A 22,005-nucleotide genomic window follows, 5' to 3' on the forward strand; every position below is an offset into this window, starting at 1 on the left:
GGGGGAGCTTTATTTTTGCGTTGTGATTTAACGCAGTTTATTTCTTGCTGTTTTCCACCAGTTCGATGGCCATCTTCTTCATGTTGGGGAAGTCCCACTTGCCGGAGCCCAGCTTAGGAACACTGGGCACCTTAAAGACGGAACCAGGAATCATGAGAGGCGGGATGCCGGACTTACGGATATTGCGGGAAAGTTCTTCTTCGTCAAAGTTTCCGTTGACCAGAAGCACGATTCTTTCGCCCTTGACGGAGTCCGGAACTGCTGTGACTGCGAATTCCATACCTTCAAGCAATTTGGTTTCTGCAAGTCGCAATTCCACGGCGGTCAAGGAAATCATTTCGCCGCCAAGCTTTGCGAAACGGCTGTAACGTCCGAGAATCTGTACAAATCCGTCGGGGGTGTGGGTGCCCTTATCGCCAGTCTTGTACCAGCGGCGGCCATCCTTTTCGAACACGACGCTTGCTGTCTTTTCGGGATCCTTCAGGTAGCCCTTCATCACCTGAGGACCGCTGACAACGATCATGCCTTCTGCAGAAGGATCCAGGAATTCGTTAGTTTCAGGATCAATGATTGCAGTGATGGAACCCGGGATTGCCATGCCGATACTGGATGTATCGTTGCACTTGCCCATGGTCAGGAAGTCGTCCAGCAACACGTTAGGTGCGTTGAGGGTTGCGAGAGGAGAAAGTTCTGTACAGCCGTAGGCTTCGTAGATGTCCTTACCGAACTTCAACTTGAAGGCTTCGCGCATTTCGGGACGGAGCTTTTCTGCACCGGCTACGATGTAACGCAAAGTGTCCAGACACATGGGGTGAACCCAGCGGTTGATTGCAATGGCGCGGAGGAAGGTGGGGGTGCCCATGAGAATGGTTGTCTTGTACTGGGCGCACACACGAGCCAAGGTCTTGATGTCGGTGGGATCCGGACAAAGAACCATGGGGACGCCGTCCAGCAAAGGAGCCATGAAGGTCATGGTAAATCCGAAGGAATGGAACAGCGGAAGCAGACAGGTCATCACGTCAGCACGATTGATCTTCAAAATGTAATCCATCTGCTGTGCGTTTGCTACGATGTTCTTGTGGGAGAGCTGAACGCCCTTAGGTGTACCTTCGGAACCCGAACTGAAAAGAATCAATGCGTCGTCGTTGAGCTTTGCAGAAGTGAACCACAGGAACTTAAGCAGTTTTGCGGGAAGGAACTTGATCATGGCAACGTCAAGAAGACGACCAATGGTTCCCAATTTTTTTTCTTCTTCGTCCAGGTAGATCATTTTGCAGCGCTTTGCAATTTCTTCAAATGCTGCGTTCTTACTGGAAAGCTTTGCCAAGAAGGCCTTTGTTGTAACAACGGTAGAAACATCTGCTTTCTGAATGCAACCAAGTACCGTGTCTACGGGGGCGGTATAGTTCAGATTGACAGAAGTCTTTCCTGTGCCGAGAATAGACAGGATGCCAAGCGCTGCGTCTCGGCTGGTGGGAAGCATGAAACCTACGTGACGTTCGTTTTTGGCAATGGAACGAATCTTGTTTCCAAAACGATGGCAGAGGTAAAGCATTCCGTGGCCAGAAACATGTCTGCCTGCCGGGTCGATCAAAATGGGGCGGTTGCGGCGCTTGAGCATTGCCCTGAACCACAGCGGAACGATGGGCTTGGAATGATCCATAGCCATGTTCCACACGTCTGCGCCTAAGGCCTGCAAATCACTGCGGATTTCTTCTTCAGATGCAGTTACCGGACGAGCCTTGGCAAAACCTACGCTGACCATGCGGTTGTAGTATTGCGGACGGTTGACACATTCAGAGGCGTGGCTGTAACGGCTGCCCCAAAGTCCCTGAATATAGAAGGGGATGATCTGAGCGTCGGTACCTTCAACTGCATCGTGATAATTCAAGGAGAACTTCGAAATGAAGGGGGACTTTGAAACTTCGCCTTCGGGGAAGATGACCACGGCTTCGCCGTTGAGCAAGGCCTGACGGATTTCTTCCATGGCGGGCTTTGGATCGCGACGGTTGATGGGAATCAGGAACTTGCCGTGGGCCAGCCACTTTTGATACCAGTCGGCCCAAGTATTTCGGTTACTTGCAATACGGAGGGGACGGGGGCTACACATCTGGAGTACGGCCCAGTCAATAAAGCTGAAGTGGGGACCAATCAAAAGAACCGGGCCAGATTCCGGAATGTTCTGAACTCCAAGAACCTTTACGCGGTAACGGAATACAAAGGCGAAAGCAAAACGGAGGCCTGCGCGTAAAAGCGTCATGGGGGTGTTGCGAAGGGTCAAGATGAAAGTCAATGCAAACATTACTGCGAGAATGATGAAGCAATGACGAATTTCGAAGTCTGCAAAGAGCAACAACAGTGTTTGTCCGCCCATCAAGATGGAAAGTACGGACATCTGGATCATGTTGGAAACCGCAAAAATTCGACCTGCCGTATTGGGCTTGGTCAAGTTTTGGATGGTTGTTCTCAAAATGACGAACGCGGCACCGGTGCAGACGCCGAGAATGCTATAGAGAATTGCCTGGAGCCAATCGATCTGAACGAAAGGAATGAAGAACATCACGATAGCGGAGGCGATGGCAGCAAAAGGAATCAAGCCTGTTTCGACAAAGCCTCTGGAGGACTGGCTTGCAATGATGGCACCAACGATAATGCCTGCTGCGGTCAAGGTAACGGAGAATACGAAACCTGCAGAAGTAAGGCTGAAGGTGTTGGGAATGTGCTGGGTACTCATCTGCTGAGCCAGGAGCATCAAAATCTGGATAACACCCCAGAAAGCGGAAAGACCGAGAATGGCGAGACGTGCGCTGGGAATCTTCCAGGTTGCTGCAAATACTCGACGTGCGGAACGGTACTTCACGGTATCGTCGTGGTGACCGACCTTGATAAAGAAGCAGAGAACTGCTGCGGCAACAGCTGCACCAAGGTAGATAAAGAGGATGTAGTTGAAAACGATAATTCCCAGGTAAGCAGCCAAGGCCACACCCAGAACGTAACAGATCATGAAGCAGGTGTTTGCCTTTACCAGATCGTCACCCTTGAAGATTTCCTTCATGGCACTGGTTCGTGCAGGAACATGGAGGGCGTAGAACACGCCGTACAGACCAACAAGACCGAAGGCCACCCAGTTGCAGTCCGTAACGTAGCAAACGGAGATTGCGATCAATGCAGCGACGATGCCCATGTTGGACCAGGCCATGGCCTTGCTTTCGGATCTTTTTCCGACGAAGTAACTGGCCACGGGCATCATGAAGATGCTAGGAACGAAGATGGCGAATTGCAGCAAGGCGCTACGCCAGATATAACTGGTTCCTTCAAAGTTCGCTCCGAGCCAAGTCTGGAAATGGACGAAAATGCCCATCTGGACAAAGGCACCTAGGAACGAGACGATGAAAAAGGGAATAGCGCCAGAACTTTTAAACAGCTTCATAAAACTCCGGTTACTTCTTCTTGAAAACTTTGCTGAAGCAGAAAGCACACAGACCGATAATGACGGCCCAGGAGAGAATCATAAAAACGATACCGCTAGTAGACAGTTCCATAATTAAGCCTCCTTAACAACATCGTCGGAGTCGCCGACAGGCATGTTCTGCGGGTGGGTTGTATCGCGGGTTGCTGCGCCGCCTTTACGCCAAACGTAGGCGATGACCACGTTCAGGAGAATTGCGAGAACCAGCAGGAAAATTCGGATACCCCAGGTGAATGCAATCTGGGTCATTTCAAAACCGAGGAAGGTGACCATGGCGTCTGCGGGAACGCCCTGCAGACTTACCACCTTCCAGCCGTCGTGGATGAGCCAGGCTACAAGCACAATGGTCAAGTAGGCGGGGCACACGTAGCGGATGATGAATCTGAAGAACTTGGGCAACTTCAATGCGGCACCTTCGTTCATAAGGGCGAAGGCCTCGGACTCGGGATTGCCGTTCTCGTCTTTGACGGTGGCGGACTTGCGCTTGCCCAGCACGAAGGAGAAGATGAATGCCTGGATAGTACCGATGAACACCAGGAGGAAGCTTCCGCCCCAGAAGTCCAGTTCGTCTACGGCGCCGGCGGCAAGACCGAAGATGCCCACGAGGCCGCCGATGAAGGTGACGATACTGACGGTGGTGATGGAACCCTTACGGCTAAGTTTCACATCGTCTTCGCAGAAACTGATCAGCGGCTGGATGATGGAGATGGCACTGGTAACGCCGGCGATAAACAGCATGCCGAACCAAAGGGTCTGGAAGAACCCGCCGAAGGGCAGCTGGCCGAATACGAAAGGCATGGTCTGGAAGCCAAGACCGAAGGTTCCCAGCTTGGCGCATTCTTCGATGTTTGCTCCAGCAATAAGGATTGCCATGGGAATCACGATGGTGCCGCCCAAGATCACTTCAGCAAAACCATTGGTGGAGGCTGCGGTGAGGGAGGAAAGAACCAGGTCTTCCTTAGGCTTCAGGTAGCTGGCGTAGCAGAAAACAATACCCATACCCAGACTCATGGTGAAGAACACCTGGCCGGAAGCTGCAAGCCAAACGGTGGGGTTGGTGATTTCAGAAAGGTTGGGGTTCCAAACGAAGGCGAGGCCCTTGCCGATACCGTCCAAGGTAAGCACACGAACCACAAGCACAAGACCCATGATCAAAAGGATGGGCATGGTGATCTTGTTTACTCGTTCAATGCCCTTACGGACGCCGAAACTGAGCAAGCCCATGTTGCAGGCAAACGTAATAAGGAAGAAAATAATTGCAGCGGGGAAGGGACCCAGCTGGGTGTTCAGCATAATATAGTTGCCGAAGAATTCCTTCATGGGTTCGTAGCCGCCCTTGACCACTTCCATCAACTTGCCGGTGGCAGAGTAATAGGTAAAGGCGAGAATCCAGGACTGGATGAACATGTAGTAGAAACTAATGAACAACGGGGGCAAAATATTCAGGGAGCCCAGGTGCTTTGCCCAGGGCTTTTCACCGAGGATATAGTGGAATCCGCCCGGAGCTGTTCCGTGATGCCTTGCGCCTGCGGCGCGGCCCAAAGTCCATTCCATCCAGGAAAGAGGAATGCCCAAAAGCAAAAAGGCGATGAGGTAGGGGATAATGAATGCGCCGCCACCATTTGTTGCTGCCTGCACGGGGAAACGTAGGAAGTTGCCAAGACCGACAGCGGATCCAGCCACTGCCAAGATGACTCCAAGTTTGGAGCCCCAGTTATCACGAGAATTCTTCATACAATTATCCTAAAATTAGACGGGAAAAATTTAGAAATTATGTGGTGAACCCCTAGAATTGTGAGGTCCATCACGGCTATATCATGCCTTATTTTGAGGTGCTTACTCGTGTATACAGAATTTATAAGAAAAATTGGCCTTTTTAGGCTGTAAAAGGCTATCTTGATAATGTAAACGCAGCTAATGTTGCAAAGGATTGGAAAAATGATCGACGTTAAGGGCAAGTGGACCTTGATTACTGGCGGCTGCCGTGGTGTAGGCCGTCTCACCGCCATCGAAATGGCAAAGCTTGGAGCAAACATTATTCTTCAGGGACGCTGCAAGGCTAATGCAGACAAAGTAATTGAAGAACTCAAGCCTTATGGTGTCGAAGTCCGTGCCGTTGGCTGCAACCTCGAAAGCGCCGACGAAGTGGCTGCCGCTCTTGCTGAAATCGATTCCTGGGGCATCCAGGTAGACCTGGTTTTCAATAACGCCGGTCTCATGAGCCATTATTTCCAGGATTACCTTTCCAACACCATGGAAGACTTCCACCACGCTATGGCTGTGAACTTCTATGCTCCTATCCAGATTGCCTACCATTTCTTGCCGGGCATGATCAAGCGTGGCTTTGGCCGCATGCAGCTCACCACCAGCGGTATCGCTAATGAACCGGAATTGATGGGCTATGCTTGCGCAAAGGCTGCTCTCACCAAGTTTGTGAAGGACTTTGCTGTAAAGCTGAACGGCACCGACGTGATGATGAACGTCATGGACCCGGGTTGGCTCCGCACCGATCTCGGTGGCCCCAACGCTCCTAACGCACCTGAAACTGTTGTTCCGGGCTCTATGATGGGCGTCCTTTTGGACGACAAGAAGAGTGGCCGTTGGTTCAACGCTCAGGATTACACTGGAATGACTTTGACTGACGCTTTGGCTAAGGCTGCAAACGTTCAGTAAACGGAATCCTCCTAACCCCCAAAAAGCTGGCAGTGACTTCGGTTGCTGCCAGTTTTTTTGTCATCCCGGCCCCTGGGCCAGGATCTCCTTTTATATATTTCATTTATATGAATAACGAAAAATCCCGCTCTCAGCTTCGCGACGAAGTCTACACCCAGATGATGGTGGCTCAGGCTCGTCTTTCCAAAGATCAGAATACCCAGATGGGTGCTATCCTCGTGTCTGCCGATGGCCGCGTCATCAGTACCGGCTACAATGGCGCTCCGGCTGGCTTCGATGATGAAACCGTGCCCTACACCCGTGAAAAGCAGAAACTGGCTTACGATCTTCTGGATGCTGATTCCGGCGAACTCATTAGCCATCATGAATTCGAAGCCAACAAGTACCCCTTCATGGTCCATGCTGAAATCAATGCTCTGCATTATGCACGCGGCAAGGTGCCTGCTGGTTCCAAGCTTTACGTGATTGGTTTCCCTTGCGAACGTTGCGCTTTGGATGTTAGCCTTTCCGGTGTTTCCGAAGTCTTCGTGACCAAGGATGATTATGATCCTAAGTCCACCTTGAACAATAGCCGCGACACCGCCTACTACATGTTCGCTCAGGCTGGCATTGTGGTTACCCTTTGCGGCAAGCGTGTCCGCCCGGTGGTTTCCAAACCGCAGTAATGTAAGGTGTGTGCCGACTTTTTAGTCGGCAAATCCTACAAGGTACTTTCCGAAGTTTCGTACTTGGAACCCGGAATCCTGTAGACTGTTCATTCGATCTGCGCTGTTTTCCAGAAGGTAAACAGCGTTTTTGTTTATGCGGTTAACGCTGTTTGTGAAAACATACTTGTCAAAGGAACTGACGTAAAGGAATGCGCTGGGGAAGTTGATATACTTGACTGTGCTCAAGTATGCGTACAAGTCCACCTTTCCGTAGAACAATATTCTTGGATAGCTAGTATTGGGATCCACCACCATATTTTGGCCCGGTGCCAACTTTGATGTGGCGAACGTCATGGCGTCTTCAAGGCCTTCGCAGAAATGCTGACCGATGGAATCCTTGTAGGTGGTAAAGTATTCCTTTTCGAAGGTGCAGAAGTAAAGCAGGTAGGCAAACAGCGGAATCCAAAGAGTCTTGGGGTGAATGTAGCTGAATGTCATCAGAATTCCGCGGGCAGCGAGAATCAATAGCGGCAGGAACAAGAGGTTTACGCGGTTGATGTTCACGTTAATCAAGGCGCCGATGATAAAGCCTGCGAGAGTCCAAAGCAGAACGAAAAAGTCAAGACCGAGACTGCGTTTGCGAATGTCCTGGATGGTGTTCCAAACAGTAGGAATCAATCCGATAAAGCAGAACGCCAAGGTGACGGGGTAGAAGATTCCGTAGTTGCGAATTGCGTTCCAAGGAAGACCATCGCTTTGATTGGTGAGAATGTTCCAGAGGTTTTCCAAGTTCTGGGGAATCTGGCTGAAGGAAATTTCACTATCGCGGAAGTAAACCAGCTTAGGAATGCTGTAGAAAGGCAGACGGATTTCTGAAATGATATCCTTGTTCACCATCAGGAAAATCATCAAGGGAATTGCAAGGGCGGAAAGAATTCCCAAGGAAATCCAGAGGTAGCGATCCATCTTCAAGGCGCGGGTCCAGATGGCATAAAGAACGCAGCCAAGAATGATGATGGGCACAACCGCCCAGATGGTGGCGTAGGCGTAAAGGGAAAGTCCGAAGAATGCAGCGGAAGCCATCAGGAACTTTTGGTTCTGTAGGCCTTTTACGAAAAAGAATATACCGAACAGCACAAAGCCGGGAGCGAGGTTTGATTCCAGTGCCCAGCGGGAAAGCATGATGTGCCAAGGAGAAATGGCAGCCATCAAAAGGGCTGCAAGGGCGAGCTTTTCGTTGGAAAAACGAAGAACCAGTTTATAAACTGCAACCAGGGAGAATATGCCCACCAACAGCATGGGTAAGCGTATTGCCCAGACCTTCAAACCAAATAATGCAACGAAGGGAATCATCAGGTAGGATTCCAGGGCGTTCATGCCGGAACCCCAGGCGGTCAAGTACACGGGCATAGGGTAGCCGTAGGAATCCTTTCCGTGATGCAAAAGCGTAAATGCGTTGTAGCCTGCGAATGCTTCGTCCTGGTTGATATCGCCGGGCACGTCACCGAACATGTAGGCCCTTGCAAAAATACCGATGGCAAGGAACGTCCAGAATAACGCGGTGCGCCTCGGGTACTCCTTCCAAACCTGCTTCCATCCGGAAAGCAAAGCCATAGCTCGTTCTTTCAAAACCTTTTTCATCTTACTTCTTCAAGGTGAGAACTAAGTTGAGCCAGTCCGCATGGTCGTAGGCGTTGTCGCCGTTGGAGTCAATTTCGAGACAAATGGTGCGGAGCCCGCTGACGCCGACCTTGCCCTGTACGGGAGTCTGGTTACCTTGAACAACGCCGCTGTTCCAAAGAACCTTTCCTTCAGAAGAAACGCGGAACTTCACAGAACCACCGCCGGAAACTTCGTCATCCACGGCAGCGAAGAAATCCAGACTTTCCGCGTTTTCAGGAAGGACGAAATAGAGCATGGACTTGGCGTGGGAACCGATACCGTTTTCGTATTGACGGCCCTTCACTGTAAGAGTTTTGCCTTCTACGGTGCGATTGATTCTGGGGGAGCCGTATTCCTGTGTGTAGTGATCGATTCGCAAGTCGGTCAGGTACATCTGGTTTTCCTGAAGCTCAATATCCACCGGCATGGCGTCCTTGATTTCGCAGGCCAATTCCACCACAAGGAATGCGCTCAAAATAACGTAGGGAACAAAACGCGGCAACTTCAGTTTTTCAAAAGAGTCTGCGATGAAAGGGAAGAACTTCGGTGCGAAATTATGGATGATGCCTGCAACGAAAACCATGACAGCAAGGCCAGAAACCCAGGACCAGAGATCGGCGCCCTTGAAGCTGTTGATGATATTGATGTTCATGGCGCAGAGGGTGGTGATAGCCACAGCCCAGAACCATGCTTTCTTTGAGTCAAGAACAAGCCAGACCAAGGCGAAGGGGATGGCGTAAAGTAGGTAGCGTTCGTGCATTCCCGGCAGAAGCAGGAAGAATGCGAAAGCTTCCCAGGTGGCCAGTTCAAAAGTCCTGCGCAGGCTCTTGGCAAAGAGGGCGCACTTCAAGATGTATACGGAAATAATGACGAAAAGAATCTTGCCCAGCCAGCTGGGGGAGAGCAGGAACCAGGCGCCTCCGGTGGGCAGGTCAAACAAGGTTGTTGCGTCGCTGCTGAGGTTGCCCGCAAGGAACATCCACAGGTTTGCTGCGTTGTAGGTGGAGAAGGGATACTGGCTTGTGGTGTTGACGTAGGCGTTGGAAAGCATGCCGCCCAGGTTGCCGCCCACAATGAAGGGCAGGAACACAAGGCCGATGGCGATCACCATGCAGGGGAGGCCCTTCCAGGAAGTCTTGTAGTTGCGCAGGAATATTCCGCCAAAAACAGGCAGAAGAAGGATCATCTGGAACTTGGCAAGGAGTGCCAAGGCGAAGAACATGGAGGCGTACTTGATTTTATGCTTGAAGTTGATGCAATAGAGAGCCGCTACGCCGAAAACGCAGGGGAAAAGGTCCACCTGTCCCCACATGGGTCCGTCAAGCAGAAATGCTGGGTTGAAGGCTACGAGAGCAAGAATCAGGTGGGTTTTCAAGGAATCCAGCTTTGATTTTGCAACAAGTCTGCTGGTAAAATCGACAAGGCCAAGATGAGCAAAATAGATGGGCCACAGGCACAGGAATTTCAGCATGAAGGTCTTGTCAACGGGAATATTTGCCAAGACATAGATTTTGGAGACCACCCAGAGCCAGAAAACATAGAGGGGAGGGTAGTTTCCGTTGAATTTTTCGAAGCCACCGTTGGCCAATTTCTGGATCCAATCGGCCCAATAGCCCTGGTCGCCGCCAAAAGCGGAGGCGTTGGTGCATAAAATATTGGCCAAAAGACAAAGACTTCCCCAAATCAAGAAAAGCATTGTGGCTTGATTTTTCTTCATAAAACCCCGTTTTCTTACAAAAATCAATATAGAAATTAAAAAGAGGGCTGTTTTTTATGGGTATAAACGAAAAAAGGCAAAATAAATGAGAAAATTTTGTCATATGATGTGTGATTTTTGTCATACATTGTTTATATTTTTCTTACTTTTGATGTAAATAAAAATTTGGAGTATGGTATGGACCTTAAGAAGTTTGGAATTTTCCTTTCGATCTATGTCGTGGTGGGCATGATTGTGATTGCTCTATAACTCGAAAAAAGTGCTTTTTTTACACGGTTTTGCACGTTTTGTTTTCGTTTGTAAACGTTCGTGATACGTTGTATGTAGAAAAGTAGACGCTGAAAATCTATATTTCCCCTGGTTGGTGTTTTATTGTTTAACAATAAACCATAGATGGGATTAAATATGGGTAAAATTGCGCGTTTTGCGTCTTATGTGGTCGGATTGACCATTTTGGGAGCTTGTACTCAGACTGCTAGCGAAGCTCCGACTCAAGATAACGACAATAATGTTTCGTTTGGTTGCTCCACGGAGTCCCTTGCTGATGGCACGGGTATTAAGATCATCTGTGGTGGTGATTCCATAGGTGTTGTGTATAATGGTAAGGATGGCGCTGACGGTAAGGACGGCGTTAATGGTAAAGATGGTCTGCAGGGCTTGACCGGTGAAAAGGGTGAAGCTGGTGTGGCTGGTTCCGACGGAACTTCCTGTACGATTGTTCCTTTGACTGGCATCGATGGACATAAGGTTATTTGCGGTGGCGATTCCCTTGGCGTTCTTTTGAATGGAATCAATGGAAAGGACGGCCGCGATGGCATCGATGGTCAGGACGGCGTCGGTTGTGCCGCTGTGGCAATTACCGATGAATCCTCCGGCAAGACCGGCTATAGCGTTAGCTGTGGTGGCGAAGCTCCTGTTTACATCTGGAATGGTTCCGATGGTAAAAATGGTGCCGATGGTAAGGACGGCGTAGACGGTAAGGATGGTGTTGACGGAGCTCAAGGACCTCAGGGTGAAAAGGGTGATACCGGTGCCCAGGGTGAAAAGGGCGACAAGGGCGATACTGGTGCTGCAGGCCAGAATGGTTTGGATGGTTCTTCTTGTACGGTTGTTCCGAGTACAGACGTCAATGGCTTTGATGTTTATTGTGGTAATCAGCTTGTGGGCCATTTGCTCAACGGTGAAAATGGCAAGGATGGCGTTGATGGTGCTAACGGCAAAGATGGTGTCGATGGCAAGGATGGCGTGAACGGAACCGATGGTAAGGACGGCTTAGATGGTATTGGTTGTACCTCTACTCTGATTCTCGATTCGGAAACAGGAAGAAGGGGTGTTCGCCTCCAATGCGGTGACGATGACCCCATTGATTTGTGGGACGGCCTTGATGGTGCCGATGGTAAGGACGGCCAGAATGGTTCTGATGGCAAGGACGGCGTAGGCTGCTCTAACGCCGCAGTAACTGATCCTGTGTCTGGAAGAACTGGTGTTCGTATCCAGTGCGGTACTTCTGAACCCGATACCATTTGGAGCGGCTTGAACGGCACAAATGGTGTCGATGGCAAGGACGGCGTCAATGGTACTGATGGTGCAAATGGTGCTGACGGTAAAGACGGCGTTGATGGCAAGGACGGAACGTCCTGCTCCGTAGTTGTGAATGCCGCGATTAATGGCTTTGACGTGATTTGCGGAACTGAAAAGGTTGGTGAATTGCGTAACGGTCAGAACGGCACCGATGGTAAGGATGGTGTGAACGGTTCTGACGGTAAAGACGGTGTCGACGGCAAGGACGGTGAAAATGGCAAGGATGGCGTCGATGGCCAGAATGGTACGAACGGTACCTCTTGCTATGTAACTGCAAATGCGACAATCAACGGCTACGATGTTTACTGCGGAACCGAAAAGGTCGGTGAATTGCGTAATGGTCGTGACGGTGCTGATGGCGCTCAGGGTCCTCAGGGCGAAAAGGGTGACAAGGGCGATAAAGGTGAGCAAGGCGTTCAGGGTCCTCAGGGTGAGAAGGGCGATGCTGGAATCAGCTGCCTTGCTGCTCGATTCGAAAACGATGCTTCCGGTAAGTCCGGTGTAACAATCACCTGTGGTACCAACGAACCCGTCGTCATCTATGATGGAGCAAAGGGCGACCAAGGTATTCAGGGTGAACAGGGCGTTCAAGGTGAAACTGGTCCGCAGGGCGAAAAGGGTGAACAGGGACTTCATGGTGTTGCGGGAACCAGCTGTACCGCCGCACCTTATTCCGCTGACGGAAGGACTGGCGTCGCCATTACCTGTGGCGAAGGAAGTACTCCTGTAATCGTTTGGGACGGCCTTGATGGTGAAAAGGGTGATAAGGGAGATCAAGGTGAACAAGGTCCCCAGGGTGAAACCGGTCCGCAAGGTCCCCAGGGTGAACCTGGTAAGGACGGTCAGGATTTTACGCCCTCCAGCTCTAGTGAATCCTCTAGTTCAAGCGTAGCAGTGCAAGATCCTGCTGTCGAATCCAGCTCTAGCTCCAGCGTTGTAGAACTTTCTGATGCATGTAAGGCAAAGCGAGCCATGGAAACGGACTTCGTTCCCCTGGAAGAAATCTTTGGCTGCTTGCTCCCCAATGAAAAAGTTGCGTTTGTAGTTCGCCATGCTGAACGAGAGAGGAATGATACTGAATGGAATAAGTATCTGAATGCCAATGGTCGTTCCCAGGCCCTGTATTTAGGGGGAAAACTATCCTCTTTGAATTTGGATGATTTCTATTACATGAGTACGGACGCCTATCGCACTAGACAAACCGATATGAACGTTTCCATAGGTAAGGGTGAAACAATAATGCTTGATTCGGCGAAGATTTTTTCAACTGGTGACAAAGTTGAAGTTGATTATGATAATTTTGCAATCAGGACTGATTTTAAGGGAGGCTGGTTCAAGAAACCGGATGGAGGATCGTGTTTAGGCAAGGATGACTGGTCTCAGTATGTCGTGGCTGCTTACGATACAAATGCATGCCCAAATGATTTCTATAATGCTGATCAAAGGGTTCGCGATTTTGTAGAAAAGTATTTTAAGTATAGTACTATGCATAATGTAACGTTCGTTACATCTCATGATCAGTTTGTCGCTCCATTCTTGGTTGTTGTTACCAATCGAAAGATTGATCTGCACTTTGAAAAATCTCCGTGGAATGCCGAAGGCTACAAGCGTTGGCCTAACTACCTTGCGGGTGTAGCCATTATCGTAAACGACAAGGATGAAGTTGATTATGTTCCTGTAAAGGGATTAAAGGAAGGCTTCCTTTATTATCATTGTCGCGGCAAAAATGGCCAGGAAGATGGTTACAGATGTAGTGAATGGAACTAATTGCTGGTTGTCTTTGTGAAAAGACCTGGGACAAAGTCCTGGGTCTTTTTTTATGCGCTCTTTTTTATATATTAGAAATCATGTGGCGTTCAATGCACAATCTCTATTCGAAAGTTGTGGCAGCGGGGATTCTCGTTGCTGCATCGTTGTGTTGTGCCCAAATGCTTCCTGCCCCCAATGTAACCCCACAGGATTTAGCTCCGAAGCAAAATGTTTTCCCGCAGGACAAGTTCCTTATTCTGAAGATGAACAATGATTACCTGCTAAGAGATAATCAGGCGTCTTCTGCGGTTCTCAAGGCGTATGACAGAGCTCAAAGCTCTCTTGCCGAAGAAGAAGGTGCCAAAACGCTGCTGAAACTTATATCCGGGGCTGCGTATATAATCGGTACTCCTGTGGAAAAGGCTGCCAACTGGCATAAGAAATAACTTGCTTTTTTGAGCACTATTTAGCCCGTTGTCACAAACTGACAGCGGGTTTTATCTATATTACTGCACATGGTAGCAGTGTCTAAGTCTAAAGCAAAAAAAGAAATTGAATTTCTCTGTACGGAATGTGGCAATACAACTCCCAAGTGGGCGGGCCGTTGCCCGTTCTGCGGGGCCTGGAGTTCCCTGAAGGAACATGTGGTTGAACACGAAGACGCGGCTGCGGGTCGTGGGGGCAGGGGCTTGGGTGGCCCGGTGCATCAGGTTGTGGCCCTTAAGGATGTGGCGGTAGAAGATACCAAACGCCTTAGTACGGCGAATTCTGAATTTGACCGCGTTCTCGGGGGAGGCTTTGCGCCTGGTTCCCTGGTGCTCATCGGCGGTGATCCCGGTATCGGCAAGTCCACCTTGGTGCTTTCCACCTTGGCCACCATGAACGCTGCCGGCGTAAAGGCTCTTTATGTTAGCGGCGAAGAAAGTGCGGTCCAGGTCAAGCTTCGTAGTGAACGTCTGGATGTGGCCGGCTCCGACATGCTTTTGCTTTGCGAGACTAGCCTGGACAAGATTCTGGAACAGGCCAAGGAAATCAAGCCTCAGGTTTTGGTTATTGATTCCATTCAGACGGTGTATAAGGAAAGCTTGGCGGGCACCCCGGGCAGTGCCAGTCAGCTGCGTGAATGTACCTTGGACCTGATGGTCTTTGCCAAGAATTCCGGATGCATTACCATCGTTATCGGTCACGTTACCAAGGATGGCCAGATTGCTGGTCCCCGAATCTTGGAACACATGGTGGATACGGTGGCCTACTTCGAAGGCGACCGCAACCACCAATACCGCCTGCTCCGAACCATCAAGAACCGCTTTGGCGCCACCGACGAAATCGGCGTATTCGAAATGACAGGTCACGGCCTTTCGCCCGTGGCGAACCCCAGCCGCGTCTTCCTGCAGGAAGGCATGCCGGCAACTCCGGGCAGTGTCGTGTGCTGCACCATGGAAGGCTCCCGCGCCCTTTTGTTTGAAACCCAGGCTCTGGTCAGCCAGACGAATTATGCGGTTCCCCAACGTGTGGCCGCCGGCATCGATGCCAAACGCCTCACCATCATTTTAGCCCTGCTGGAAAAGTTCGGCGGCATAACCATCGGCACCACCGACGTGTTTGCCACCATTGCCGGCGGCTTGAAGGTGAACGATCCTTCCTCGGATCTTGCCCTCGCCTTAGCGGTCGTCAGCAATCATCTAGGCATACCTCTTGGGCGGCAGACCATCGCAATTGGCGAACTGGGTTTATCGGGGGAGGTTCGTGGGGTGAACCTGCTGGACCAACGTCTCAAGGAGGCCCGCCGCCTGGGCATGACTGAGGCAATCGTCCCTGCCAGCGGAAGCCTGCCGGAGAATACCAGCGGAATGAACATCAAACGGGTCCACAGCCTGAGCGAAGCTGTCAGCTGGCTTATGGACAAGAAGTAGCTTGCGGTCGCCTCGCGGTTTTGTCTCGTCGAGTTCCTGAGGAGTAGCGTTGAACCCCGCGGCATCAGTCATCTATCAATTTCTAGACACAAAAAAAGACGTTCTTTCGAACGTCTTTTTTGAAACTTATTGAAGTAGCGTGAAGATTATTCTTCTTCGTCATCTTCTTCGACGTGCTTCTTCTTCTTTTTCTTCTTCTTCTTCGGCTGATCTTCATCATCGCCGTCATTAGAACGTTTCTTCTTCTTGCCTTCGACCTTGATGTCTGCAGCCTTTTCACCGCGCTTGGTGAAGCCGTACTGACGCGGATCGAAACCGGACGGGAAGCGAGTCTTGTTATCGTAGATCACCTTCTTAGCGGTGAACTTTTCGATCTTAGCGCCTTCGAGGTTTGCACCGGAGAAGTCAACGTCGTCCATCTTGGTATCGGCGTCGATCTTGATGCCCTGCATGTTGGCGTTAGTGAAGTTAACCATGACGAGCTTAGCACCAGCGAAGCTTACGCCGCCAAGCTGTGCCAAGATGAAGTCAGAACGTTCGATGGTGGAGTTGGCGAAGTTAGCCTTGGTCAAGTCGGCCTTATCGAAGATGTTCTTAAAGATGTAAGCGCCGTCGAAGACGGACTTCAGGAGTTCTGCACCGACGAAGTTGTTCTTTTCGACGGAGGCGTCAAAGAAAGAGGTCTTGCTCATCTTTGCCTTTTCGAACTTGCCCTTAGCAACGGTACCCTTATCGAATACGACACCAGTCAAATCCTGGCCGTTGAAGTTCATGTTCTTGACGGTTGCCTGAGCGAACTTAGCCTTCTGGAGCTGAGTCTTGGAAAGGTCGACGTCGTCGAATTCGGTCAAGGAAAGGTCAGCGTCCTGGAAGTTGACGTTCTTGAAGTCTGCGCCCTTCATGTTAACCTGGGAAAGACCGGCCTTGGAGAAGTTGACGTCAACGAGGTCAACACCCTTGAAGTTTGCGGCAATCAAGTTACATGCGGTAAAGTCGGTCTTCACAATCTTAGCCTTGCGAAGGTCGGTATTTGCCATCAAGGAACGAGAGAAGTTTGCGTTGGTGAGGTTGGCCTTGTAGAAATTTGCACCGGTAAGGTCAACGTCCATGACGGAAGCCTGAGTAAGGTCAGACTTTTCGAAGCTTGTGTTTTCATCAACCTTCATAGCGTCCAGACGGGCGTTCATGAGGTTGGTCTGCGGGAACTGAGAACCAAGGAGGGTTGCACGGTAGAGGTTTGCACCTTCCATGTCTGCGCCTTCGAAGCTGGAGTTACGGATGTCAGCACCGCTAATGGTAACTTTCTTAAGAGATGCGCCTTCGAAGTTTGCATCGCTAATCACAGCGTTCTGGAAGGAAACTTCGTCAAGGGTAGCCTTGTTGAAATTCGGCTTTTCACCAGTTGCACGACGGAAGTCGGTGGTGTTCTTGACAGCCTTAGCCTTGGTAAAGTTATAGCCGTCGATCTTCTTATTACTAAAAGAAACGTTCAGGTCCTTACCCTGCCAGTTATCCTGTGCAAAGACGTTCATTGCCAAGGCACTGATGAGGCAGAGACCGAACTTGGATACTCTCGTCATATTCATATTAACACATTCCCTTTTAAGGATGATAAATCGTATAGCCCTAAAATAACTAAAAAAATGTGAAAAACTACACATCAAATAAAAAAAACTCAATAAATAAAAGCTAATTTTAGGACCGAAATGAGTTTTTTTGCATCAAACCAGTATGATGTAGTGGTTTGTGGGGCCGGTCCTGCCGGTCTCATGGCTGCTTGTACCCTCGGAAGAAAGACTTCCGGTGCTAGACGGATTTTGCTTCTGGATAAAAAGGAACCCTGGAAGGAACCTATTTTCTGTGCCGAAGCGGTATCCACTGGCAGGTTGAGTGCTTTGTGGCCCATTGACCGTTCCTGGGTCCGCCAGGACCTTTCTGGCATCTATTTTACTTCCCGCAAGCGTTACCGTGCTGAATTCTACAGCAAGAACTGCGGCCTCCTGTTGGACCGAGCCAAGTTCCATAAGGCTATTGCCGACGGTTGCTGCAATGCTGGTGTGGAATGCCATTTTGATACTGTTATCAAGAAACTTGACCGCGAAAATGATTCCTGGACTATTACGGTTTCTGTAAATGGTACCGAAGAGACTTTGCATGCACCGGTGGTGGTGGATGCTACAGGTCCGGGTGCTCGCCTTACAAAGAACATTGCTTGCCTTGAAGGCATCGAATCTGGTGATACCGATCTGGAACCCGCCATTTTCGCGGTTGCCGAAGGCATTGAGCACAGCCCGGAACATATTGAATTATTCTTTGGTAGCGATTTCCCGTCTGGCTATGGCTGGATTTTCCCCCGCGATGGCAAGGAAGTGAATATCGGCTTTGTTCTCGGCAAGGATGTAAAGCAGGATGTTTCCAACCGCCAGAAGTTGCTGAACTTCCTGGCAGAAGAATATCCTCAGGCCAAGGTCAAGGCTATTTATGGCGGTATGATCGCTTGTGGTCAGTCCGACAAGCCCATGGCCATGCACGGTTTGTTCAAGGCCGGCGATGCCGCAAGTTGCGTCAATCCCATCAGCCGTTCCGGCATTACGGAATCCTTGCTGTGTGGCAAGATTGTTGCTGAAACTGTTGTGGAATGGCTGGACGACTCCGGCGCGAACCGCACTGCTATCGAGGCCAAGGCCCATAGCCGCTGGATGGAAGAAATGGGCAATTCCCATATGCAGATTGCCCGTGGTAAGGTTGCCTTCAACCAGATCACCGATGATCAGTTGAACAAGGCTGCCCTGCGCCTGTCCAAGCTTCCCCGCGAAAAGCAGACTATTTTCCGCATTTTCCTGAACGTTCTGTGGGCTAGCCCCTCCCTGGTCTGGAAGCTGCGCTCCTTCTTGCATTGGTAGTATTAAGGTTTATTGATCATGTCTAACGCCATTGAAAAACGTCTTGAGGAAATTCGCGACAAGTTCGCTTCCTTTACAGATCCTGATGACAAGTGGAAGTTCCTCCTGGACCTAGCCAAGGCCCACAAGGGAATGGATGCAAGTCTCAAGGCGGAAAAGTTTATTATTGTGGGCTGCGCCTCTACCATGTACCTCGTTCCCAGTTTTGATGGTGAAAAGATTCACTTCGAAATGGATGTGGAAGGGGGTACTACCAATCCGCTGATTAGCCGTGGCTTGGGTTGCCTCGCTCTCCAGGTTTATAATGACATGGCTCCTGCAGATATCTTGTCTGTGGATCCGGCCTTCTTCCAGCAGATTGGCTTGAACGTGGGACTTTCTCCCACTCGTTCCAATGGCTTTGCAAGCTTGGTCAAGCAGATTTATTTATACGCAAGAGTGTTTGCCGCACTCGCAAAAAAGTAACTGAAAAAGAATAGGACAAAGAAAAATGGGTTTCAGTTTTTTGAATGGAAAGAGCCCCTTTGATGAGGCTGAAGAACGCCTGGAAGCAGGTGAAACCATTAATGGCAAGCCGAAGATGCCGAAGGCTCCGGTGATGGGCTGGCAGGACGGCGTGTTCCTCCTGGTCATTATTGGCTTGGTTATTGGTGGCTATCAGTATTATCAGTATGCCAAGAAGAAGTCTGCCGATGCATTTGCCGCTTGCGACGCCTTGTATGTCGCAACCGCATCCGATGTTGCAAAGTATGCAGAAGTTGAAGTCTGCTACGAAGCTACCTGGGATCTGGGCTTCGTTAGCGATTCCCTGGAAGTTCTTCGTCAGGAACGCTTGGGCAAGATTGAAGACTTGCGCAATGCCCAGAAGGATCTGTACGACGATGTGAACGCCGACTTGACCAAGGGCGATTCCGCAACCGCCATGAAGAAGGTTTCCGCTTACACTGGTCCGGTTCTGCTTTTCGGTGGTGCCAAGGAAGACTGGGAAGGCTTGGTGAAGGCTGCCGCAGATTTCGAAGCTGCAGAAGCTGCCCGTATTGCTGCAGAAAAGGCTGCCAAGGAAGAAGCCGAACGCCTCGCCGCTGAAGAAGCAGCCAAGGCTGAAGCAGAAAAGGCGGCCAAGAGCAAGAAGAAGGGTCGCAAGGCTAAGAAGTAATTTCCGCTTCTTGTTTGCCGGTGTGGCGCTGTAGCCATGTCTGAAAAAATGAAAGCTAGGTCTAGGACCTGGCTTTTTTTTGTAATTTCGGAGGGGGCCGTCGGCCCGATAGAATCTTACTTCTTTATAAGGGTGATTTCGCGCTCGGTTTCGTTAAGGATGTCGATGCGAATTTCGTGGGTGATGCCCGGGTCATTGTCTTCCAAACGTTCGGGCCATTCCAATAGGCTGATTCCCTGTTCGAGGTAATCCGGATCCAGACCGACTTCGTAAAGGTCGGCGCCACCTTCCAAACGGTACAAGTCGAAATGGAAAATGGGCGGATTGTTGGGGTATTCGTGAAGAATGGTGTAGGTGGGAGAGCACACGGAACCTTCGAAACCCAGCCCCTTGCAAACACCGCGGCTAATCACGGTCTTGCCTGCGCCCAGGTTGCCGTAAAGGGCGACCTTGTCGCCGGGCTTCAGCGACTTGCCGAATTCCACCGCCCAATTGTACGTATCTTCTTCTGATGTGAATCGCATAAGATTACAGCTTGTCCTTAAACTGCTGATAAGTAAACTTGTGGAGCAGATGGAACTTGCCTTGTTCATCGAACTTGCCGATGCTGGGGTGGCGAACTCCATTGAAGAATGTGGTCTTCACCATGGTGTAGTGGATCATGTCTTCAAAGATAACCTTGTCTCCAACCTGGAGCGGCTTGTCAAAGGAGAAGTCTCCCAATTGGTCGCCAGCCAGGCAGGAATTTCCTGTTAGCTTGTATGTAAAAGGCTTGCCGCCCGGGAAGCCTGCGCCAGTAACGGCGGGACGGTAAGGCATTTCAAGGCAGTCCGGCATATGGGCGCTAATGGATACGTTAAGTACGGCAATGTCCATTTCGTTGTGGACGATGTCGCCAACGGAGGCTACCAGTTCACCGGTCTGCCAACCGACGGCTTCACCCGGTTCCATGATTACCTGCAGGTGGGGGTAACGTTCATGGAATCCGTTGAGGATACGGACCAGTTCATCACGATGATAGTCCTTGCGGGTGATGTGGTGACCACCGCCGAAGTTCACCCACTTCATCTGGGGGAGGTACTTGTCGAAGTGCTGCTCAAATGCTGCCAGTACGCCTTCCAGTGCGTCTGCGTCCTGTTCGCAGAGGGCGTGGAAGTGGAGGCCCTCAATGCCATCCAGAAGTTCCGGCTTGAACTCGGCTTCGGTAACGCCCAGGCGGCTGAACTTGCCACAAGGATTATATAAGTCTGTTTCTACGGTGGAGTACTGGGGGTTCACGCGGATACCGGCGCTGACTCCTGCCTTCAAGGTTTTGTCCTTGAAGCGCTGCCACTGGCCGAAGCTGTTGAATGTAATATGTCCGGCGCAGCTCAAAATTTCGTCGATTTCGTCATCGTCGTAGACCGGGGCGAAAACGTGGACTTCCTTGCCCATTTCCTCCTTGGCCAATTTGGCTTCGTTAAGGGAACTGGCGGTGGCGCCTGCCAAATATTCCCCAATTAGGGGGAAAGAACGCCAAAAACTGTATCCTTTGAGGGCGCAGATGATTTTTACGTTACCGCGCTTCTGGATATCGTCCAAAATTTCCATATTTCGGCGAAGACGGGCTTCGTCGAGCACAAAACAGGGGGAGGGGACTTGAGAATAATCGAGCATGGCACAAAGATAGCCTTTTTTACAAATTTCTTATAATTTTTTTGAAATCCTTTAACTACATTTAAGACGTGATGAGATTCTCTTGTAAGCATATATTTCTTTCTGTTCTGGCTTTGACATTCGTAGGAATGCCTTTGGCTCAACCTGCAACCCCAGTCCAAGAAGCTCAGCCCGCTGAACAGGCAGTCACTCCTTCTCAAGTAGAAGCTGATGTGGTCGCTGCTCCCCGAGGAGCCTCTAGCCTTGAAGATATGATTCAGGCTAAGTTGGATTCCATGAACCGCGTCGTTCCGGCTGCCGGCCCGCGTAACTCTGATAGCTTGGCTAAGGCTCAGGCTGACAGCGTCCGCAAGCTGATCCAGTCCGGCAAGTACGTCCAGCGTGCCAAGTACGACAAGAAGAACTTCGACCACTGGAACATTGACACCGTTCTCCAGAAGAACATGAAGGAAAAGCTGGTTGGTGCATGGCGCACTCCGATTATTGCCCATGGTCACGCCTTCCGCGATGCAGAACTTCGTTTCGGCATGAACGATACTCTGGTGGGTGTCACCCGCACTTACTCCGACTCCGGTCGCTACCAGATGACTGGTGAATACACCTTCAAGGCTCGCTACCGTTTTGATAACGAACAGTCCTTGGTCAGCCGCGAAGTGTTCGCTGATCGCAAGGTGATTCGTTGGGACTTCATCACATTTGATATTGTCAAGGATTCCTTGATCTACAACTTGAACAAGTTGGAATTCCGCGATTTGAACGATAACTGGCTCAACGCTTTGCAGGGCTTCGACAATGTTCCTGCTGAAGTCTATCTTCGCGATGAGAAGGGTACCGCTGAAATGAAGCGTGAATACGAAAAGAACAAGAAGAAGAAATAGG

Annotated in this window: 16 protein-coding genes; 9 read left to right on the top strand and 7 right to left on the bottom strand. The window is 50.3% G+C overall.

The window, feature by feature from the left end; genetic code table 11:
* Positions 1-37: 37 nt before the first annotated feature.
* Together MJZ25_09490 and MJZ25_09495 are read right to left on the bottom strand one after the other, a co-directional pair.
* Positions 38-3,430: an MFS transporter gene (locus MJZ25_09490; protein ID MCQ2124402.1), complete on the bottom strand. Its 3,393-nt coding sequence runs from the start codon at positions 3,428-3,430 to the stop codon at positions 38-40.
* A gap of 114 nt (positions 3,431-3,544) precedes the next feature.
* The gene (locus MJZ25_09495) at positions 3,545-5,203 is read right to left on the bottom strand and encodes a sodium-dependent transporter (GenBank protein ID MCQ2124403.1); all 1,659 of its coding nucleotides are present in this window, start codon (positions 5,201-5,203) and stop codon (positions 3,545-3,547) included.
* 204 nt (positions 5,204-5,407) lie between these two features.
* On the opposite strand from MJZ25_09495, the gene MJZ25_09500 reads away from it, so the two are divergent.
* Together MJZ25_09500 and MJZ25_09505 are read left to right on the top strand one after the other, a co-directional pair.
* Entirely contained in the window at positions 5,408-6,142 is a 735-nt protein-coding gene (locus MJZ25_09500; GenBank protein MCQ2124404.1) for an SDR family oxidoreductase, read from the top strand.
* A 107-nt stretch (positions 6,143-6,249) separates the two neighbouring features.
* Entirely contained in the window at positions 6,250-6,807 is a 558-nt protein-coding gene (locus MJZ25_09505) for a deaminase (protein MCQ2124405.1), read from the top strand.
* Between the two features lie 21 nt (positions 6,808-6,828).
* Here MJZ25_09505 and MJZ25_09510 read toward each other — a convergent pair whose 3' ends face one another.
* Positions 6,829-8,430, bottom strand: a complete 1,602-nt coding sequence (locus MJZ25_09510) for a glycosyltransferase family 39 protein (GenBank protein ID MCQ2124406.1) — start codon at positions 8,428-8,430, stop codon at positions 6,829-6,831.
* Between the two features lies 1 nt (position 8,431).
* Positions 8,432-10,168, bottom strand: a complete 1,737-nt coding sequence (locus MJZ25_09515) for an NPCBM/NEW2 domain-containing protein (protein MCQ2124407.1) — start codon at positions 10,166-10,168, stop codon at positions 8,432-8,434.
* A gap of 405 nt (positions 10,169-10,573) precedes the next feature.
* Here MJZ25_09515 and MJZ25_09520 point away from each other — a divergent pair, with 405 nt between their 5' ends.
* From MJZ25_09520 to radA, 3 genes are all read left to right on the top strand, one after another.
* Entirely contained in the window at positions 10,574-13,516 is a 2,943-nt protein-coding gene (locus MJZ25_09520; protein ID MCQ2124408.1) for a hypothetical protein, read from the top strand.
* 80 nt (positions 13,517-13,596) lie between these two features.
* Entirely contained in the window at positions 13,597-13,944 is a 348-nt protein-coding gene (locus MJZ25_09525) for a hypothetical protein (protein ID MCQ2124409.1), read from the top strand.
* Positions 13,945-14,013: 69 nt separating this feature from the next.
* Positions 14,014-15,411 (top strand): DNA repair protein RadA, encoded by a 1,398-nt coding sequence (gene radA / locus MJZ25_09530; GenBank protein ID MCQ2124410.1) that lies wholly within the window; start codon positions 14,014-14,016, stop codon positions 15,409-15,411.
* A gap of 146 nt (positions 15,412-15,557) precedes the next feature.
* Here the strand turns inward: radA and MJZ25_09535 are convergent, their stop codons facing one another.
* Complete coding sequence (locus MJZ25_09535) at positions 15,558-16,997, bottom strand: pentapeptide repeat-containing protein (GenBank protein ID MCQ2124411.1); 1,440 nt, start codon at positions 16,995-16,997, stop codon at positions 15,558-15,560.
* A gap of 120 nt (positions 16,998-17,117) precedes the next feature.
* Between MJZ25_09535 and MJZ25_09540 the strand changes: the two genes are divergently transcribed.
* Genes MJZ25_09540 through MJZ25_09550 form a run of 3 tightly spaced genes read left to right on the top strand, consistent with a single transcriptional unit; the run spans position 17,118 to position 19,470 of the window.
* Positions 17,118-18,314, top strand: a complete 1,197-nt coding sequence (locus MJZ25_09540; GenBank protein MCQ2124412.1) for an NAD(P)/FAD-dependent oxidoreductase — start codon at positions 17,118-17,120, stop codon at positions 18,312-18,314.
* Between the two features lie 18 nt (positions 18,315-18,332).
* Positions 18,333-18,779, top strand: a complete 447-nt coding sequence (locus MJZ25_09545) for a SufE family protein (GenBank protein MCQ2124413.1) — start codon at positions 18,333-18,335, stop codon at positions 18,777-18,779.
* A 25-nt stretch (positions 18,780-18,804) separates the two neighbouring features.
* Complete coding sequence (locus MJZ25_09550) at positions 18,805-19,470, top strand: hypothetical protein (GenBank protein MCQ2124414.1); 666 nt, start codon at positions 18,805-18,807, stop codon at positions 19,468-19,470.
* Between the two features lie 116 nt (positions 19,471-19,586).
* On the opposite strand, the gene tsaE is transcribed toward MJZ25_09550, so the two are convergent.
* Positions 19,587-19,994, bottom strand: coding sequence for a tRNA (adenosine(37)-N6)-threonylcarbamoyltransferase complex ATPase subunit type 1 TsaE (tsaE, locus tag MJZ25_09555; protein ID MCQ2124415.1), 408 nt, complete (start codon positions 19,992-19,994; stop codon positions 19,587-19,589).
* Between the two features lie 4 nt (positions 19,995-19,998).
* Positions 19,999-21,126, bottom strand: coding sequence for a carboxynorspermidine decarboxylase (gene nspC, locus MJZ25_09560; protein MCQ2124416.1), 1,128 nt, complete (start codon positions 21,124-21,126; stop codon positions 19,999-20,001).
* A gap of 71 nt (positions 21,127-21,197) precedes the next feature.
* Here nspC and MJZ25_09565 point away from each other — a divergent pair, with 71 nt between their 5' ends.
* On the top strand, positions 21,198-22,004 hold the full coding sequence (locus MJZ25_09565) for a hypothetical protein (GenBank protein ID MCQ2124417.1): 807 nt from the start codon (positions 21,198-21,200) through the stop codon (positions 22,002-22,004).
* Position 22,005 lies beyond the last annotated feature (1 nt).

It is taken from the genome of Fibrobacter sp. (genome assembly GCA_024399065.1).
GTDB lineage: Bacteria > Fibrobacterota > Fibrobacteria > Fibrobacterales > Fibrobacteraceae > Fibrobacter.

Coding starts and splice junctions, on each gene's coding strand:
- MJZ25_09490 (MCQ2124402.1), bottom strand. CDS start 3,430: ATGAAGCTGTTTAAAAGTTCTGGCGCTATTCCCTTTTTCATCGTCTCG.
- MJZ25_09500 (MCQ2124404.1), top strand. CDS start 5,408: ATGATCGACGTTAAGGGCAAGTGGACCTTGATTACTGGCGGCTGCCGT.
- MJZ25_09545 (MCQ2124413.1), top strand. CDS start 18,333: ATGTCTAACGCCATTGAAAAACGTCTTGAGGAAATTCGCGACAAGTTC.
- MJZ25_09510 (MCQ2124406.1), bottom strand. CDS start 8,430: ATGAAAAAGGTTTTGAAAGAACGAGCTATGGCTTTGCTTTCCGGATGG.
- tsaE (MCQ2124415.1), bottom strand. CDS start 19,994: ATGCGATTCACATCAGAAGAAGATACGTACAATTGGGCGGTGGAATTC.
- MJZ25_09525 (MCQ2124409.1), top strand. CDS start 13,597: ATGTGGCGTTCAATGCACAATCTCTATTCGAAAGTTGTGGCAGCGGGG.
- nspC (MCQ2124416.1), bottom strand. CDS start 21,126: ATGCTCGATTATTCTCAAGTCCCCTCCCCCTGTTTTGTGCTCGACGAA.
- MJZ25_09535 (MCQ2124411.1), bottom strand. CDS start 16,997: ATGAATATGACGAGAGTATCCAAGTTCGGTCTCTGCCTCATCAGTGCC.
- MJZ25_09520 (MCQ2124408.1), top strand. CDS start 10,574: ATGGGTAAAATTGCGCGTTTTGCGTCTTATGTGGTCGGATTGACCATT.
- MJZ25_09540 (MCQ2124412.1), top strand. CDS start 17,118: ATGAGTTTTTTTGCATCAAACCAGTATGATGTAGTGGTTTGTGGGGCC.
- MJZ25_09550 (MCQ2124414.1), top strand. CDS start 18,805: ATGGGTTTCAGTTTTTTGAATGGAAAGAGCCCCTTTGATGAGGCTGAA.
- MJZ25_09505 (MCQ2124405.1), top strand. CDS start 6,250: ATGAATAACGAAAAATCCCGCTCTCAGCTTCGCGACGAAGTCTACACC.
- MJZ25_09565 (MCQ2124417.1), top strand. CDS start 21,198: ATGAGATTCTCTTGTAAGCATATATTTCTTTCTGTTCTGGCTTTGACA.
- radA (MCQ2124410.1), top strand. CDS start 14,014: ATGGTAGCAGTGTCTAAGTCTAAAGCAAAAAAAGAAATTGAATTTCTC.
- MJZ25_09495 (MCQ2124403.1), bottom strand. CDS start 5,203: ATGAAGAATTCTCGTGATAACTGGGGCTCCAAACTTGGAGTCATCTTG.
- MJZ25_09515 (MCQ2124407.1), bottom strand. CDS start 10,168: ATGAAGAAAAATCAAGCCACAATGCTTTTCTTGATTTGGGGAAGTCTT.